Annotated in this window: 14 protein-coding genes; 2 read left to right on the top strand and 12 right to left on the bottom strand. The window is 72.9% G+C overall.

The window, feature by feature from the left end; genetic code table 11:
* Positions 1–32: 32 nt before the first annotated feature.
* Positions 33–956: an SAM-dependent methyltransferase gene (locus EES41_RS20575; protein WP_123079816.1), complete on the bottom strand. Its 924-nt coding sequence runs from the start codon at positions 954–956 to the stop codon at positions 33–35.
* Positions 957–1,111: 155 nt separating this feature from the next.
* Between EES41_RS20575 and EES41_RS20570 the strand changes: the two genes are divergently transcribed.
* A complete protein-coding gene (locus EES41_RS20570; protein WP_123079815.1) occupies positions 1,112–2,314 on the top strand; it encodes a sensor histidine kinase in 1,203 nt (400 codons plus the stop codon).
* Between the two features lie 26 nt (positions 2,315–2,340).
* A complete protein-coding gene (locus EES41_RS20565; protein ID WP_008742493.1) occupies positions 2,341–3,015 on the top strand; it encodes a response regulator transcription factor in 675 nt (224 codons plus the stop codon).
* A gap of 125 nt (positions 3,016–3,140) precedes the next feature.
* Here the strand turns inward: EES41_RS20565 and EES41_RS20560 are convergent, their stop codons facing one another.
* The 11 genes from EES41_RS20560 to EES41_RS20510 all read right to left on the bottom strand — a co-directional run bounded on the left by EES41_RS20560 (position 3,141) and on the right by EES41_RS20510 (position 16,286).
* Positions 3,141–3,545, bottom strand: coding sequence for a DUF1992 domain-containing protein (locus EES41_RS20560; RefSeq protein ID WP_123079814.1), 405 nt, complete (start codon positions 3,543–3,545; stop codon positions 3,141–3,143).
* A gap of 37 nt (positions 3,546–3,582) precedes the next feature.
* The gene (locus tag EES41_RS20555; protein ID WP_123079813.1) at positions 3,583–5,028 is read right to left on the bottom strand and encodes a DUF6177 family protein; all 1,446 of its coding nucleotides are present in this window, start codon (positions 5,026–5,028) and stop codon (positions 3,583–3,585) included.
* Positions 5,025–9,074, bottom strand: a complete 4,050-nt coding sequence (gene eccCb, locus EES41_RS20550) for a type VII secretion protein EccCb (RefSeq protein ID WP_123079812.1) — start codon at positions 9,072–9,074, stop codon at positions 5,025–5,027. Before eccCb ends, EES41_RS20555 begins: the two co-directional genes overlap by 4 nt.
* A complete protein-coding gene (locus EES41_RS20545) occupies positions 9,071–10,222 on the bottom strand; it encodes a hypothetical protein (RefSeq protein ID WP_123079811.1) in 1,152 nt (383 codons plus the stop codon). The genes eccCb and EES41_RS20545 overlap by 4 nt, the downstream gene beginning before the upstream one ends.
* Before the next feature lie 15 nt (positions 10,223–10,237).
* Entirely contained in the window at positions 10,238–11,569 is a 1,332-nt protein-coding gene (gene eccD / locus EES41_RS20540) for a type VII secretion integral membrane protein EccD (RefSeq protein WP_254211523.1), read from the bottom strand.
* A gap of 31 nt (positions 11,570–11,600) precedes the next feature.
* Positions 11,601–11,843 (bottom strand): hypothetical protein, encoded by a 243-nt coding sequence (locus EES41_RS20535; protein WP_123079809.1) that lies wholly within the window; start codon positions 11,841–11,843, stop codon positions 11,601–11,603.
* A gap of 274 nt (positions 11,844–12,117) precedes the next feature.
* Positions 12,118–13,125 (bottom strand): hypothetical protein, encoded by a 1,008-nt coding sequence (locus EES41_RS20530; protein WP_250568593.1) that lies wholly within the window; start codon positions 13,123–13,125, stop codon positions 12,118–12,120.
* A 67-nt stretch (positions 13,126–13,192) separates the two neighbouring features.
* Positions 13,193–13,639, bottom strand: a complete 447-nt coding sequence (locus EES41_RS20525; protein WP_254211522.1) for a hypothetical protein — start codon at positions 13,637–13,639, stop codon at positions 13,193–13,195.
* A gap of 106 nt (positions 13,640–13,745) precedes the next feature.
* On the bottom strand, positions 13,746–14,378 hold the full coding sequence (locus tag EES41_RS20520; protein WP_123082594.1) for a hypothetical protein: 633 nt from the start codon (positions 14,376–14,378) through the stop codon (positions 13,746–13,748).
* Between the two features lie 37 nt (positions 14,379–14,415).
* The gene (locus EES41_RS20515) at positions 14,416–15,378 is read right to left on the bottom strand and encodes a hypothetical protein (RefSeq protein WP_254211521.1); all 963 of its coding nucleotides are present in this window, start codon (positions 15,376–15,378) and stop codon (positions 14,416–14,418) included.
* Between the two features lie 44 nt (positions 15,379–15,422).
* On the bottom strand, positions 15,423–16,286 hold the full coding sequence (locus EES41_RS20510; protein ID WP_164495895.1) for a hypothetical protein: 864 nt from the start codon (positions 16,284–16,286) through the stop codon (positions 15,423–15,425).
* Between the last annotated feature and the right edge of the window lie 91 nt (positions 16,287–16,377).

The raw sequence follows: 16,377 nt of genomic DNA, 5'->3' as shown, positions 1-16,377 counted from the left end.
CCCGGCCGGCGCCGCCTCGGCCGCCGCCTCCGCTACGGCCGCCAGGCCGGGATGCCGACCGGCTGCACCAGCCAGCCGAAGTCGCCGAGCCCGCCCCGCGCCGTGAGCTCGGCCGCCTCGCCGGCGCCCGCCAGGGCCCGGACGTACGCCGCCGGGTCGGCCCGGGCCAGGGCCAGCGGGGGCCGGCCGCCACTGACGCCGAGGGCGGTGAGCGCCTCGCGCTGGCTCAGCAGCACCGCGCCCGGCCCGGCGCAGGCGTCCAGCGCCACGTGGGCGGTGACGTCGCAGCTGCCGTCCGGGACCGGCGGTACCTCCCGGCCCGCCCGGAAACCGGTGAGCGTGCCGAACGGGGGCCGGGCCGCGCGGGTGTGGGCGTAGTCCACGGCCACGGCGAGCCCCCGCTCCAGGCCCGCCACGGCCGAGGCCCAGGCCTCGTCGCGCGGGCGGCCGATCTCCGCGCGGCCCGGGGCCGGCCACCACCGCTCCAGCCAGGCCAGGTCCTCGCCTTCGAGGGCGCCGCCCCTGCTCTCCGTACCGTCGGGCGCGACCAGGACGTAACGGCCGTCCTCGGCGATCTCCAGCGGTACGTTGTCGAGCCACTCGTTCGCGAACAGCAGTCCCGTCGTCCCGCCGGGCGGCGCCGCGACCCACCGGATCCGCGGGTCCAGCCCCTCCGGCGCCGCCGCGCGCTCCACGGCGTACGGGCGCACCCGGGCCGCCGTCCCCGGCTCCAGCGCGGCCAGCACCCCGGCCAGCAGTTCGCCCCGCCCGGCCCCCACGTCGACCAGGTCCAGCCGGTCCGGGTGCCCGAGCCGCTCGTCGACCCAGCCCAGCAGCCGGGCCACGGCCCCCGCGTACAGGGCCGAGGCGTGCACCGAGGTGCGGAAGTGCCCCGCCGGGCCGGGCCCGCCGGGGCGCACGTAGAAGCCGCCGGGGCCGTACAGCGCGGCCTCCATCGCCGCCCGCCACCGGAGCGGACCTCGGGTTTCGTCCTGGATGCTCACCCACCAAAGGCTAAGCTCGGCCTCCACCTTGCGGAGTACTCCCCCGGGGGCAGGTTCGCCCCTGTGGTTGACTCCAGCACCTATCTCCTTTGCCTACTCTGGGTTACGTGCAGCGCCTTTACGACTTCCTCCGCAGACACCCGACGGGCGTCGACAGCTTCTGGGCTGTCCTCCTGTCCGGGATCGCGCTGCTGCAGGTCGCCGACAGCAGCTTCGGCGGCACCCGCGCGCAGTTGATCGCCGTACCCGCCGTCGTGGCGATGGGCGTCGTCGTCGCCCTGCGCCGCAAGTGGACCCCGCAGATGTTCTGGCTGGCCGTCGGCGCCGGCGTCTACCAGCTCGCGACCCACACCGAGGCGAACACCTCCAACCTGGCCATGCTGGTCATCCTGTTCACGGTGGCGGCCTCCGCCGAGGTCTCGCGGCGGCTGTCCCGGCTGGCGCTCGCCATCGGTCTGACGGCCTCCCCGCTGTACGCGGTGCGCTTCACCGTGGACAAGGGCAGCCTCGCCGACAACGTGGGGTTCGTGCTGTTCGCCTGCGTCCCCTTCGCCCTCGCCTGGGTGACGGGCGACTCGCTGCGCACCCGCCGCGCCTACTACGCGCAGCTCGTCGAGCGGAACCAGCGCCTGGAGAAGGAGCGCGAGGCCCAGGCCAAGGTGGCCGTCGCCGCCGAGCGCGCCCGGATCGCCCGCGAGCTGCACGACGTCGTCGCGCACAACGTCTCGGTGATGGTGGTCCAGGCCGACGGCGCCGCCTACGTCATGGACGTGGCCCCGGAACAGGCCAAGGAGGCCCTCCAGACCATCTCCGGCACCGGGCGCCAGGCGCTCGCCGAGATGCGGCGGCTGCTGGGCGTCCTGCGCACCGGAGAGCCCCAGGAGTCCGAGGACTACGTGCCGCAGCCCGATGTCGAGCAGATCGAGGTCCTGGTCGAGCAGGTCCGGGCGGCCGGGCTCGACGTGGACTTCGAGGTCGAGGGCGCCCCGCGGCGGCTGCCCAGCGGCGTGGAGCTGACGGCGTACCGCATCGTGCAGGAGGCGCTGACGAACACCCGCAAGCACGGGGGGCCCGAGGCGAAGGCCAGCGTCCGGCTGGTCTACTTCGACGACGGGCTCGGCCTGCTCGTCGAGGACGACGGCCGCGGCTCGCCGCACGAACTGTACGAGGACGGCGGCGCGGACGGCGCCGGGCACGGACTGATCGGGATGCGGGAGCGCATCGGCATGGTCGGCGGCACCCTGGACGCGGGCCCGCGGCCCGGCGGCGGCTTCCGCATCAGCGCACTGCTCCCGCTCAAAAAAAGATGATGACGAGTACGAGGACGAGGTAACTGATGTCCATCCGAGTGATGCTGGTCGACGACCAGGTACTCCTGCGCACCGGCTTCCGGATGGTGCTCGCCGCCCAGCCGGACATGGAGGTCGTCGCCGAGGCCGGCGACGGCCTGGAGGCGCTGGAGGTGCTGCGGGCCACCAAGGTGGACGTGGTGCTGATGGACGTCCGCATGCCCAAGCTGGACGGAGTCGAGGCGACCCGGCGCATCTGCGAGCCCGAAGAGCACCCCAAGGTGATCATCCTGACCACCTTCGACCTGGACGAGTACGCGTTCTCGGGCCTGAAGGCGGGCGCGAGCGGGTTCATGCTGAAGGACGTCCCGCCGGCGGAGCTGCTGGCCGCGATCCGCTCGGTGCACAGCGGCGACGCGGTGGTCGCCCCGTCGACGACCCGGCGGCTGCTGGACCGCTTCGCCCCGATGCTGCCGACGACCACGTCCGAGCCGCGGAACAAGGAGATCGAGCGGCTGACGGAGCGCGAGCGCGAGGTCATGCTCCTCGTCGCCCAGGGCCTCTCGAACGGCGAGATCGCGGCCCGCCTGGTCCTGTCGGAAGCCACGGTCAAGACCCACGTGGGCCGCATCCTGACGAAGCTGGGCCTGCGCGACCGCGTCCAGGTGGTGGTCCTGGCCTACGAAACGGGCCTGGTCCGCGCCGGCGGCGGCGCGGGCTGACCCCCGCCGCGCCGCGCGCGGCGCCGTACGGCGTCGGCCCCGGGTCGGCTACGTGCCGCCCCGCCCCTCGGGGCCCCGACCCCGCCGGGCCACGCACGGCGCCGTACGGCGTGGGCCCGGGTCGGCTACGTGCCGCCCCGGCCCTCGCGCCACTCCTCCAGCAGGGCCTCGACGTCGTACTCGGTGAGGCCCAGCGGCGGTCCGGGCGGCGGCATGCGCAGCGCCGCGCGGATCTTCTCGTTGACCGCGGTCAGGACCTCCCGCGCGGCGCGCTCGGTGCGCGCCGCCCGGGCGGCCTCCAGCGCGTCCTCGGCCTCCTTGCGGAGCGCGAGCGCGGGCGGCAGCACCGCGAACCCCTCGCGGTGCAGCTTGTCCTTGACCCACCACATCTCGTCGTACGGGGCGTCGAGCGAGGCCAGCGGCTTCCCCCAGCCCGGCAGGTCCTCGAACTCCCCGCGCTCGGCGGCCTCCCGGATCTGCCGGTCCACCCAGGACTCAACGCCGACCCCCGGCGGTTTGCGCTCGGTCACGCTGCCTCCTCGCCCGTCGGCCCACTCCCTCCCGAGCCTAGCCCCGACCCCTGGGATCCGGCCCCGGCCCGTGGGATCCGGCCGGTCCGGAGGCACGGAGGTGGCTCAGAAGGCTCTCCAGCGCCTCCCAGGCACCCGGATCGGTGCCGTCCCCCAGCGGATAGTGCAGCCCGGGGCGCTTCGACGGGCCGACCTGGACCGGCCGTACCACCAGCGGCGGCCGGCGCGCGTGCGTCAGGGTGACCTCCGCCACCCCGTCCCCGCCCAGCGTGAACGACACCGGCAGCGGCGGCGCCACCAGCCGCGGCGCCAGGCTCAGGTCCCTCCGCCCCGGCCCCACCGTGACCAGCATGCTGATCAGCCCGTGGCCGCCGGCCAGCGTCTCGGCCAGCCCGGCCACGGCCTCCAGCGGCACCGGCTCCGAGGATCCGTACCCCAGCGACAGGACGACGTCCTCCTCCACCCCCGCCGAGGTCCGCGAGACCCTTACCGTGGCCAGCCCGGGCCGCCCCGGGCCCCCGACCACCGTGATCAGCGTGGGCTCCGGCACGCGGCTGCGCGCGAGGTCCGTCAACTGCCTCGGCGACCACGGCAGGTTCACCGGCTCCGCCGTGCCCCAGCCCGACGGCGGCTCCCCCGTCAGCGCCCGCCACACCGTCTCCAGCGCCCCGCCCAGGAGCAGTTCCTCCTCGGCGGGGCGGCTCGTACGGAAGGACACCGTCAGGCGGCGTTCCCCGGAGTCGTCCACCTGCTGGAAGGCCTGGGCGGGCCGCGACTGCCCGGCCCCGTCCCGGTCCGGTGTGAACGTGCCGTCCTGCCACCGCAGCACCGCACCCGACAGACCGTCGTAGTACCCGCACTCGGGGTCCCGTACGACCCACCGGTTCGGCGCCCCGGTCAGGGCCGTGCGCAGCGGCAGGCTCAGCCGGCAGTGCCCCGGGGTGACGATCTGCAGAGCCGCGCCGAAGCCCGCCGTGGTCCGCAGGACATCCGAGAGCCAGGCCGTCAGCGGCACCAGCGGCCGGTCGGCGAGCACCACCGCCGTCGACTCCGTGACCACGTCCACCGTCGGCAGGGCGCCCTCCGGCGCCGGAGCCGCGGACACCTCGGAGGTCACCGCGACCGGCGCGACCCGGCCCGCGCCCCGCGGCCACACAAACCCGCCCAGTACCTCGGCCAGCCGCCCGGCGACCGCCCCCGCCAGCTCGCCCGCCTCGGGGACGGCGGTGGAAGCGCGGGTCTCCGTCCACCACACCGGGGTCGCGGACGGGGTACCGAGCAGCCGTTCCACCTCCCCGGGCACCTGGACCAGTACGGGCGCCTCGACCGAGACCAGCGGACGGCCTCCGGCGCCCACCAGCTGGAGCACTGCTCCCTCCCCGGTGACGGCGACATCGAGCTCCGTGCCGCCCGCGGCCAGTGCCACCAGCAGAGCGGCGGGATCGGGCATCCGGGGGGTGAGGGCGATGACGTCCTTGGTCATGGGTTCGGCTTGTCCTGGAGGTCGGAGGGAGCGGCGGAAACGGCTCCCTCGGGGCGAGTGGTCAGTGCCGTCTGGATGAGCCGGTGCGGGTGACCGCGCCGGACCAGCACGCCGCGGCCCGGCGGCTGCGCGCTCGCGTACAGCCTCGGGAACAACTGCCCCTCGGCGCGCTCGCCGTTCATCACCAGCGCCGCCGTCCCCGACTCCCGCAGGGTGGTCAGCAGCGGCTCGTACAGCGCGCGCGAGGAACCGGCAACCCGCCTGGCCACGACGAAGTGCAGCCCGATGTCCTGGGCGGACGGCAGGTACGGCACGAAAGCCTGGAGCGGCTGCTGCCCGGCGGTGGTCAGGATGTCGTAGTCGTCGACGAGGACCACGATGCGCGGCCCGGTGAACGTGGCGGCGTCGCCCGGCTCGTCCGGGTCGATGCCGTCCTCCGGAAGTCGCTTGTCCAGTTCCTTGGCGATCCCGGCCGACAGCGCGGCCGCGACCTTCGCGTTGTGGGCGTATCCGCCCCGGTACGGCTCGGGCACCACACCGCGCAGCCCGCGCCGCGGGTCGTAGACGGCGAAGACCAGCTCGTCGTCCCCGTACCGCTCGATGAGCTGGCGGGCGATGAGCGCGAGCAGGTTCGTCTTCCCGCTCTCGTTGTCGCCGAGGACCAGCAGGTGCTGGTCGTGCTCGAACAGGTCCAGCAGGACCGGTGCGAGGACGTCCTGGTCCACGCCGATGGGGATCCGGTACGGCTCTTCGTGCGCAGAGGGCAGCCTGGCGGCGGGCAGCCGCGACGGCAGCACCCGTACCGGTGACGCGATGTCGCCGTGCCAGGTGGCCCGGACGGTTCCCGCGGCATCCTCCAGGGCGGCCGCCAGGTCGGTGGTGCCGTTCGCGCCGTCGATGCGCGGCAGCGCCACCTGGGCGAACAGCTTGGCGTCGGTGAGGGCCCGGCCCGGATTGTCCGGGGAGATGGTCTCGGACAGCTTGCGGTCGATGGCGGAGTCGGAGGGGTCTCCGAGGCGCAGCTCCACCCGGCTGCCGAACAGCGACTGGTTCGCGATGCGCACGTCGTTCCAGCGCAGCATGCCCGCGACGACGTGGATGCCGTAGCCGCCGCCCCGCTTGAGCAGGTCGGTGACGGCGTCGTCGAGGTCCGAGAACTCCTCGCGCAGCGCCCCGTACCCGTCGATCAGCAGCACGATGTCGGTGGAGGCGAGTTCCGCCGGGCGGCCCTCGGCGCGCAGTCGCCGCAACTGCTCGACCGAGTCGATGCCGTACTCGCGGAACAGCCGCTCGCGGGCGTCGAGCATGCCGCGCACCTCGGCGACGGTACGGGCGGCCCGCTCCCGGTCGGCCCGCCCGGCGATACCGCCGACGTGCGGCAGCCCCGCGAGCGCGGCGAGACCGCCCCCGGCCAGGTCGAGGCCGTAGATCGCGACCTCCTGCGGGGTATGGGTCAGCGCGAGCGACAGCGCCAGGCTGCGGAGCAGGGTGGTCTTGCCGGACTGCGGCCCGCCGTTGACGGCGGTGTGACCGCCCGCCACCGTCAGATCAAGCTCCCAGGGGCCGCGCCACTGCCGGGCGGGGTCGTCGAGAACACCGAGCGGCACCCGCAGCGGGGCCTGCCGGGGGTGGCCGAGCCGCAGCCCGCTGCCGGTGACGGACACCGGTCCGGCGGCGGCGTCGAGCGGGACCGCTTCGGGCAGCGGCGGCAGCCAGATCCGGCGTACGGGCGGAGCGGCGTCGGCGAGCTGGTCGACGATGACGGAGAGGACCGTCGGCCCGGTCTCGCGGGCGGTCGCCGCGGGCCGCTCCTCGGCATCGGAGGAGCCGGCGCTGTCCTGGAGCGTGTTGAAGGAGGGGTACGCGAGCGCGCGCGGCCCCTCGGCCTCCGCGTCCCCGTGCGCGGCCGGCCCCCGGTGGCGCCCGGAGACGTACCCGGCCTTGAAGCGGGAGTAGGTGGAGGTGTCCACCTTGAGGTAGCCGAAGCCGGGCAGCGGCGGAAGCAGGAAGGCGTCGGTGGTGTCGAGGACGGTGCGCGACTCGTCGGCGGAGAAGGTGCGCAGGCCCAGCCGGTACGAGAGGTACGTCTCCAGGCCCTTGAGCTTGCCGCTCTCGATGCGCTGACTGGACAGCAGCAGGTGCACGCCGATGGAGCGGCCGATCCGGCCGATGGACAGGAAGAGGTCGATGAAGTCGGGCTTGGCGGTGAGGAGTTCGCCGAACTCGTCGATGACCACGAACAGGTGTGGCAGCGGCTCCAGTTCGGGCTTCTCGGCACGCAGAACGGCGTAGTGCCCGATGTCCGCGACGTTCCCGGCGTCCTTGAGGACCTGCTGGCGGCGTTTGACCTCGCCCGCGAGGCTGGTGTGGACACGTTCGACGAGCCCGCTCTGGTTCTCCAGGTTGGTGATGACACCGGCGACGTGCGGCAGCCGCTCGAAGGGGGCGAAGGTCGCACCACCCTTGTAGTCGACCAGGACCATCGCCAGGTCCTCGGGCGAATGGGTGGCGACGAGCGCGAGGACGAGCGTACGGAGCAGTTCGCTCTTGCCCGATCCGGTCGCGCCGACGCACAGCCCGTGCGGACCCATGCCCAGCTGCGAGGACTCCTTGAGGTCGAGCAGGACCGGACCGTGCCGGTCGTCGACACCGATCGGCACGCGCAGGAAGTCCCGCTCGCCGCGCGGCCCCCAGAGCCGTTCGACGTCGAGGGCCGCGGGGTCGTCGATGCCGAGCAGCCCCATGAAGTCGACCGGCCCTGAGACCGGGGTGCCTTCGGCCACCGACTCGGCGGACAGCCGCAGCGGGGCGAGCATCCGGGCCAGGCCCTCGGCGGTGGCCGGGCCGAGAGCGTCACACAGGCCCTCGGCGGTGGCGGCGGCCCGGCCGTCGGGGCGGGGTCGCAGATCCCGTACGGTGACGCGGTCGCCGTCCACGGTGATCCGTATCGCCACCTCGTCGGGCTCGTGGACCTGCTCGGCGAGCAGGTGCAGCACGGTGGTGTTCATGTCGGTCAGGCCCACCGCCGTGTCGGGGCGCGGCAGTTCGACCGCGTTGTCCCCCCACTCGTCGCTGACGACCAGCAGGCGGGCGGCGAGCCGCAGCGCGTTGCGGTCGGACAGGCCGCGGCGCACCTCCGCGGCGTACGAGGCCCTGCGGCGCAGGTCCGGTCCGAGGACGGCGGCCAGCTGGGGCAGGCTCGGTGCGATCCGGCGCGCGGCGACGGGCCCGTCGTGCTCCTGCCCGTCGAGCACGTGGGGCAGCCACTTGGCCCACTCCCAGTCACCGAGCCGCTCCCCGGGCACGCCGAGGCCGATCGCGACGTCGTCGGGGGCGTGCAGCGCGGCGGTATGGACCAGCAGCGTACGGGCGACCTGCAGGACGCCCTCGCGGTCGCCGACGATGCTGACGTTCCCGGCGCGGTCGAGCGGCACGGTCAGCGGGAAGTCGCCGGCGCGCGCGAAGCGGGCCATCAGCGCGCCGGCCTCGTTGAGCATGAACCGGTCGGGCGGGGTGAGAACGCCGCCCTGGTTCGGGCCGAGGACGACCGGCTGGACGGCGACCTCGCCGGTGCCGAGCCGCGGCTGCAGGAAGTCGGGATCGGTGCGGCGCCGCTCCCACAGCCGCGCGGGGTCGCGTACGAGGTCGTACAGGGCCTCGGGCGGCGGGTTGAGCCGGCGGGCCTCGTCGCGCAGGCCCCTCTCCAGGGCGGAGAGTTCCTGACGCTCCTCCTCCAGGTACTCCAGGTAGCGCTCGCGCTGGCTGCGGCGGGTGCGCTGGGCCTTGCCGCGCTGGGACCAGAACAGGGCGACGGCGCCGAACAGCGCGAAGACGAGGACGATCGCGCCGACCGCGGCGAACTGGCTGTTGCGGATGACCGTCATCATCACGACCGAGCCCATCACGCCGGCCATCGGCAGCAGCGCGGTGGCGGGACTGCCGATCTTGCCCTCGGGGAGGTTGGGCGGGGCCTCGATGGTGCGGGCGGTGGCCGCGATGGGGTGCAGGATGCCCCGGGCGGGCCGGTGGACGAGCCGCTGGGTCACCGCGGACCGCCGGCGACCGGGGCGTCCACGGCCCGCTGGAGGACCTCGGCGGCGAGCTCGACGGCCGCCCGCCGGGTTCCGGCACCGAGCAGTTCGGTGCGGACGGCTCCGCCGGATGCGAGGTGGCGGTCGTAGGGCAGGACGACGACTCCCGCGCCCGTCGCGCGCAGTTCCCCGGCGGCCTTGCCGAGGTCGATGGCCAGGTGCGGGGACTGGGCGGTGAGCACGACGACGGTGCCCGGCAGCGCGGGCACGGGCAGCGAGCCGAGCCAGTCGAGGACGGCCCGGGTGGAGGTGATCCCCTCGGCGGTGGCGGGGACGGTGAGCACGCGGGCGTGCGCGGTGTCGAGGGCCGTACGGGCCACCTCGCCCGGGAGCGTCTCGCAGTCGACGACGGTGACCCCGAAGTAGCGGCGCAGCGCGACCATGACGGTCCGGTAGGCGGCCACGTCCACCTGGGCGCCGATCCGGCCCTGACTGCCGGGCAGCAGCCAGCCGCCCTCGGCGAGCGGTACGAGGTAGCCGGTGATGTCGGTGAGCTGCATGGAGGGGCGGACGATCTGGGCGAGGTCGCCGCAGGTCCAGCGCAGCGACGGGACTCCGAGCCGGACGGGGAGGGTACCGAGGGCGGCGTCCGCCTCCAGCGTGAGCACCGGGTCGTGTCGAAGGTGGTTGTACGTGCGGGTGAGCAGCGCCGCGACGGTGGTCTTGCCGGAGCCGCCGCGGATGCTGGTGACGACGATGTGGCGGCCGGTCGTGACGGGCTGCTGCACGCGGGTGGCGAGGCCGGTCTCGGCGGCGACGGCGCGGGCGGCGGAGGAGCCGAGGGCGGCGCGTACGGTCCGCAGGGTACGGCGGAGCAGCGGATCGCCGTGGCGGGCCCGGCGGGCCGGAGCGTCGGACCCGGGCACGGGAACGGTCTCGGGCGCGACGTACGGGCGCCGCGGTACGGGGGCGGGCCTGGTGGTGGGGGCGGCCGCAGGCACCTGCGCCACCGGCTCCTGGACCACCGGTTCCTGGACCACCGGTTCCGCAGGTGCGGGCCGGGACACGGAGTCCGCGACGGGGCCGCGGGGCCGGGCCCCGGTCAGCTCCCCGAGCACCCCGGACTGCCAGTCCTGTTGATCTTGATCGTCGTGCTGGTTCATGCCTGGTCGCAACCCTTACGCGAAGGTGCCGAGCAGCCGCCCGTACACGCCGAACACCCCGATGAGCAGCGGGCACAGCACGATGACGCCGAGCGACTCGGCCGTGTCCCCGATCCGCCGCAGCCGTACCCGCAGGTGCTCGGGCGGCTGCACCGCCAGCACCCCGAGCGCGGCCAGCGCCAGCGCCAGCAGGGCCGCCAGCGGCCCCGCCGCACCGGCGCGCCCGGCCCACACCAGCAGCGCGGCCACCGTGACGGCGCTCCCGGCCAGCATCAGGACGACGACCTCCGCGACGAGCGGGAACGCCCTCGCGCGCAGCCACAGTACGGCGGCCACGGCCACCGACAGGGACACCGTCCAGACGGTCGGCTCGGACAGCGCGAGCACTCCGGCCGCACCCGCCGAGACGGCGGTGACCAGCGTCGCCAGCATCATCCCGCGGTGGGTGGCCCCCAAGGCGGTGGCCACCCTGTAGCGGCTCACGGAGGTGCCGCGCGCCCGCTGGTCGTCGAGGCCCGTCAGCCCCGCGGCGGCCAGCGCGAGCCGGGGCAGCACCCCGAGCAGGATGACGGACAGGACGGCGAGTACGGCCCCGGTCCGTGCCCCCGCACCGCCCTGCGCCAGGGCCACGGCCTCCCAGGCCCCGGCGAGCCCGACGACGGCCGCGGCCCCGATCAGCCCGCCCCGGCCCAGCGGCGTGAACCACCCGAGCAGCGCGAAGGCCGCCGCGACGGCCCCGGCGGTGACGGCGAGGCGCCCCATCCCGTTCCAGTGCTGGGCATCGGCCAGGGTCCACGCGCCGAGCACGCCGAGGGCGCCGGCGGTCGTCAGCAGCGCGGCCGCCAGCCCGGAACTCTTCAACCGCCCGGCCAGCGCACCCGCGCCGGCCGCGAGGGCGGCCACCACCAGCAGGGCCCCGGCCACGGCGCCCGGTTCGAACTCCCGGCGAGCGAACCACCCGGCGACCAGCGCCCATCCGACCAGGCCCGCCCCCGCGCTGACCCGCCGCGCGGAGGGACGCCAGCGCCAGGCGCGTACGTCGAGGTCGTCGGCCGCCTCGTCGGTGACGTCGTGCACGACGGGCGCGGACGGCACGTCCTGCACCCGCATGAGGCGCAGCACGGCGCCGTCGGCGACACCGGCCTCTTCCAGGGTCGACTCGTGCGCGAGGACCGTCCCGTCGCCGGTCACCAGGTGCCGCAGCGTGGGCTGCGCGGCGACCCGGTCGTCCAGCATCCGGATGACATCGGGGAGCAACCTCCCGACTGGCTCCCGCGACGGCAGGACGAGATCCATCCGCCGACGTTCGCCGATGAGCGTCACGCGGCTCAGTGCCGTGCCTGCCATTGCCCCCATGCTCACCACTCGATCGAACCTATCACCGGGTACTGACCTGCCCCGGCGTCCCCGTCTTGCCGATCAGCCGGTGCGAAACGAAAGACCACCCCACGCATCCCGCGCAGAGCACGGCGGCGATGACCAACCCGGCGACGGCCTTGCCGATCCGCTCGTCTGCCATCCGCCGCCCCCGCTGGGCCCCGAACAACACGGCATCCCGCAGCCTGCGCCGCCGCACCGCGACCGACTCCAGCAACTGGCTGTCGTAGTCCTCAGCCGCCACGGCGGCCCCCCTTCCTGTCTGCGTTCCCGTCCGCCATGACCGTAGTACGCCCGTTCGCCCGGGCGACACCGACGGCGCCCTCGGCGGACCGCGCGGACTGCCCTCACACCTACACGCGGCTCGCCGCCTCCCAGTTGCACCCGCAACGGATCTGATCAACGCGAGACGTGCGGGCCCGGCACGGGCACCCCTATTCCTGGGCCAGGCCGTCCTCCTGGTACGAAGCCGGCGCCGGGCGGATTCACGAGCGCCACCGGCGCACCGAAGGCCAGAGTCAGGACGGCGGCGGTGGCGCAGCCGACGGATCTTCGCTCGCACGTTCCCGCAGGGAGGCCAGATCCGAGCTACCGGGCCTCTCGGCCCCCACGACGCCGGCCACCTCGTCAAGCGCCTGGGAGGGGGAAAGGCCACGCGCGTAAGCGGACTGCAGACGGTCAAGCCCGAGAAGTCCGGCCTTATAGCCTGCCTCCTCTGCGTCGTCCCGGGGTTCGAAGCTTGCGGCACCTTCCGCGTCCGAGGCCCACAAGTAGCCGAGCACCCCACGCTCGCCGCGCACTGGGATGTACCGCACCTCGCCGTCCGCCGAGCGGCGGTATCCCTCCTGGAACGCGGGCGCATGGTAGAACACCCGATTCCTGTAGGGGATTTCGAAACTGGCCCACACATCGGAGGCGCTGCCGTCACGCCCGAAGAAGTTCTCCACCCCGGTCTCGGTCGGCCTGCCGAAGTACGTCGCGTCCTCCGGCTCCGTCTCCGAGCCGAGCACCTCCGCGAGATCGCGAAGGCCTGCGGCCAGCCGCGGCGCATTCGCCTCGTACACGGCTGGCTGCGCGTTCCCCCTCAGGTCGTGACGCATCCAGGCATCCGAGAACGTCACCAGGTCGACGGCAACGAATCCATCGAATGCGGAAGCTCCAAGGAGAAACACCCCCTCCTCCACAACCTCGCCGTCTTCACCGTCTCGCATGGCGGAGCAGGAGATCGAGGCATCCACAGATCCGATGCCGCCAGGACGGAGTGCGGACCTGACTTCACGAGCGAGCAGTTCGGCCGATCCGGCGGAGCCCCGCCCCACCGGCAACACGAACTCACCCTCGAACAGAAGGCTGTTCGGCTTTCCCGACTCCGGAACACTCAAGCGGATCTTCGAACCACCCGCCGCAAGCCGGTGGGTGACCAGGACCGAATATGCGGACAGTAGATCGCCCAGACAGTCGAAGAGGAAATCGGCCGTGTCGGTATCGCGCCCCCACGTCCACCGAGCAACTGGCGTATGGGTCATCACGGCATTACCTCCAGCATGAACTGACCGCCGCGCAGTATCGGCCATTCGAGAAGTTCGCATTCACCTAGCCAAGCGGCGGCACCAAGCGCAATGCGAGTTCCACAGTCACCAGCATGCGGGTGATATCGACCGGGAGACTGGAGAACTCTTTCATGACCACATCGATCGGATCGATCCTGCGGATCTGTTCATCGCGACCTGTCGCTTCGATGACGAAGCGGTATCCCCGAGGTACCGCAGGGTCCTCTGCGACCGTCCATCGTGCGCCGTGCTTCTGAACCAGATAGTCGGCGACGTAGGACATCAGGTCACTGTGCAGGGTGACCCAGTCCGCCTGCTCGAATTCATTGAGTGGAGCACGTGAGACGTACTCTTGAAGAGCAGGAATGAGACTCATGGGGTCATGTGTGTACATCTCAGGCGGCACACCGAGCATGTCCGCCACATCAACGACGTTTCGGCGGCCTTCCTCCATCCACCCTTGGAGATCCGGCTCGTTGACCTTGGTCACCTCTCGCACCTTCCCATTGGCTTCCTGGTATGTCTTGGGAGCTGGCCCATACTCGATGAATAGCTCCTCAGAGCCTGAGGCAGGTCCGTGACGGGCTGCCACCTCCTCACATCAGGTCGGTGAGATCGGGGCCGCGGCCGTCGAGGAGTTCCGCGTCCTCAAGCCCGTAGGCCTTCGGCATGCCGAAGTACGTGGGTTCCCCGGGCTCGGCCTCGACCCCCAGCACCGCGTCGAGTTCCCGCAGGGCCGCGGCGAGGCGGGGTGCGTTACGGGCGTACACGGTGGGGTGCGGGTTGCCGCGGAAGTCGCAGGTGGCCCAGACATCGTGGTGCACCGACAACTCGGCCGAAGGCCCGATGGAGTCCGGCGACACCAGGAGCTCGACCAGGCGTCCCTCGCTGCGAGCGGTTCCTCCTGCGTCGAACCACGTCCCCGATCCGACGACCACGAACCCCGTCATCTCCGCGCGGGGGTGGCCCACCGGCCGGCAGCCACGGATCTCGTCCGCCAGCTCCTCGTCTCCCAGGGACCTGCTCAGGAGGCTCAGCCCGCTGTCGATGCCCAGCCCGCCCTTGCCGACCTCGAACCAGCTCCACTCCAGGGCCTGCGGATCGAGGAGACCGTGCGCGGACAGCACGTCGGACATCCGCGCCGCCGTCCTGAGCGCCGGCTCAAGCCCGGGCTCGGTCGCGTCGTCGAGATCCCAGAACCACGAACCGCTCTCCTTCGGCGCACGCATCAGAAGCGACACGGCTCCTCCTTGCTCCTTGGCGTCCTTAGAACCTTCCCGACAGTTCCTCCAACGCGTCCAGCGAAGGCGCCTCATAGGCCGTGGCTTCGACGGCCGAACCCTCCGGGCCGTCCTCCCGGTCACCGAGCAGCTCTTCCAGCGCCTCCGGCGCCCCGAAGCCCCTCGCCCGCAGGGAACGGAGCCTCAGCAACCACGGCACACCGGCCGCGAAGGCCGCGTCACCCGCCGCGTTGCGGGGCTCGTACCCGGCTGCCGCATCACCGACGGACGCCCAGAGGAAGCCCAGAACGCGCTCTCCGCGCCGTACGCGTGCGTAGCGGACGGGATGTTCCGTACTGCTCTCGTAGTCCTGGCCCTCGGCGCCTCCCGGGACCAGGGCCATGAGTCGCTTCCAGCGGCCGGGAACCTCGAAGGTGCCCCACGAGTCGTCGTACTCCGCCCCCTCCGCCAGCAGGTCGCCGAAGCCCTCCGCGGTGGGCAGGGCGTGCCGGGTCGGGTCACCCGGGTCGGTCTCCGAACCCGTCAGCTCGGAGATCCGCTTCAGGGCGGTGGCCAGGCGCGGCGCGTTCTCCGCGGCCACCTCCGGTTGCGGGCGCTCCCTGAGGTCCAGCGTCAGCCAGGCGTCCGCGTAGGTGGACAGCGCCAGCAGCACGGCGCCCTCGCCCCATACGTCGACCCGTACGGTGAACAGCTTCTCCGCCCGGCGCCCGGCGCCGGATTCCGTCCACTCGCCGGGCAGCTTCAGACTCAGCGTCAGGAGACGCTCCGGCAACAGCGGCAAGGCGGCGACCCCCGGACCGAAGCCGTCACCGGCTTCCACCGGGACGTCATGGAGTTCGAACAGGGGCCTGGCCATCGCGCGCCGGTCGCTGAGTACGACCGAACCCGTTCCCGCACCCGTGGCCAGGCCGAGGGAGGCCAGAGTGTTCCTGACGTCGGTCAGCAGACCGAAAGCCCGCGTAATGCGGCTCTCGGCGGCACCGGACACGGGGGTCGGTTCCCAGAACCATTCACCCACGGGCTCCGATGTGATCACTCCTCAGTTTCCCACGGCAGAGCGACCGGACGTCGGCGCCAATACCAGGGCGCGGATGCGAAGCCCTCGGATCCGCCTTCGAGCGCTGCCGCGAGCGCCCGGCCGCCGTCGTCCGCGGTGCCTTCCCGGAAGGCGGCGTCAAGGGACTCCACGACAGCCTCCGCCTGCGCCCGTTCGTCGGCGGGCAGCGCCTCCACGGCTGCGGCCAGCCGATCACGGTTCTCCAGGTCCTCCCCGTACATCGCCGCTCCGTACCAGTCGGAGGGCGGCCAGCCTGCGGCCATCCGCGAAATGAGCGCTTCCCACGCCCAGACCAGGTCGCGGACATCACCGGCCGGACTGTTCCGATCGGCGCCGGCCAGCAGTCCGTCCGCCAGCGGTGCGGCCACGGGGGAACCGCGTACGACCTCGGGAAACTTTTCCACCACCGCCCGGGGGAACACCGGAAGAGCGGTCTCCGTCGCCGTCACGAGGCAGCCCTCCCCCTCCCCCTCCAGGAATTCCACCCGCGCGAAGGTCGTCCCGCCCTGCGGAGTCACCACCTTGCGGATCGAGGGCATCGTTCCCCAGGAAGTGAGCACCACTGTGTCCAGCCCACGCGCCAGAGCCCTCGTCAGTTCCTCCTCTGACGGTTGCGGGGCCACTTCCTTGGCGCCGTACACGCTCAGGTTGCAGGCGAGGTCACCGCTCAAGTACTCGTAGTCGCATGTGACCGACGCATCCCCATTGCGGTTTTCCATCTCGCTTTCCAGGGAGACGTCCACGGACAGCAGAGGAACACCGAACGCCGCGGCAAGCACGCGAGCAATACCTTCCGGCCCCGGCCTCCGCGCGGTGAAGCATCCGTACATCACGAGCAACGTCCCTTCCTTCCACCGCAACAAGGCGGGGTGCGTTGCGGGCGTACACGGCGGGGGTGACCCTCCGGTCGGCAGCCACGGGCCGCTCTCC

The organism is Streptomyces sp. ADI95-16, from assembly GCF_003721495.1.
Classification (GTDB): Bacteria; Actinomycetota; Actinomycetes; order Streptomycetales; family Streptomycetaceae; genus Streptomyces; species Streptomyces goshikiensis.
Note: the sequence above shows the minus strand (reverse complement) of the source record. Positions and strands in the feature narration are given on the sequence as shown.

Bases quoted from the DNA above. Each gene is read 5' to 3' on its own strand.
- EES41_RS20575 (WP_123079816.1), bottom strand. From the start codon at position 956: ATGGAGGCCGCGCTGTACGGCCCCGGCGGCTTCTACGTGCGCCCCGGC.
- EES41_RS20565 (WP_008742493.1), top strand. From the start codon at position 2,341: ATGTCCATCCGAGTGATGCTGGTCGACGACCAGGTACTCCTGCGCACC.
- EES41_RS20555 (WP_123079813.1), bottom strand. From the start codon at position 5,028: ATGACCAAGGACGTCATCGCCCTCACCCCCCGGATGCCCGATCCCGCC.
- EES41_RS20545 (WP_123079811.1), bottom strand. From the start codon at position 10,222: ATGAACCAGCACGACGATCAAGATCAACAGGACTGGCAGTCCGGGGTG.
- eccD (WP_254211523.1), bottom strand. From the start codon at position 11,569: ATGGCAGGCACGGCACTGAGCCGCGTGACGCTCATCGGCGAACGTCGG.
- EES41_RS20530 (WP_250568593.1), bottom strand. From the start codon at position 13,125: ATGACCCATACGCCAGTTGCTCGGTGGACGTGGGGGCGCGATACCGAC.
- EES41_RS20520 (WP_123082594.1), bottom strand. From the start codon at position 14,378: ATGCGTGCGCCGAAGGAGAGCGGTTCGTGGTTCTGGGATCTCGACGAC.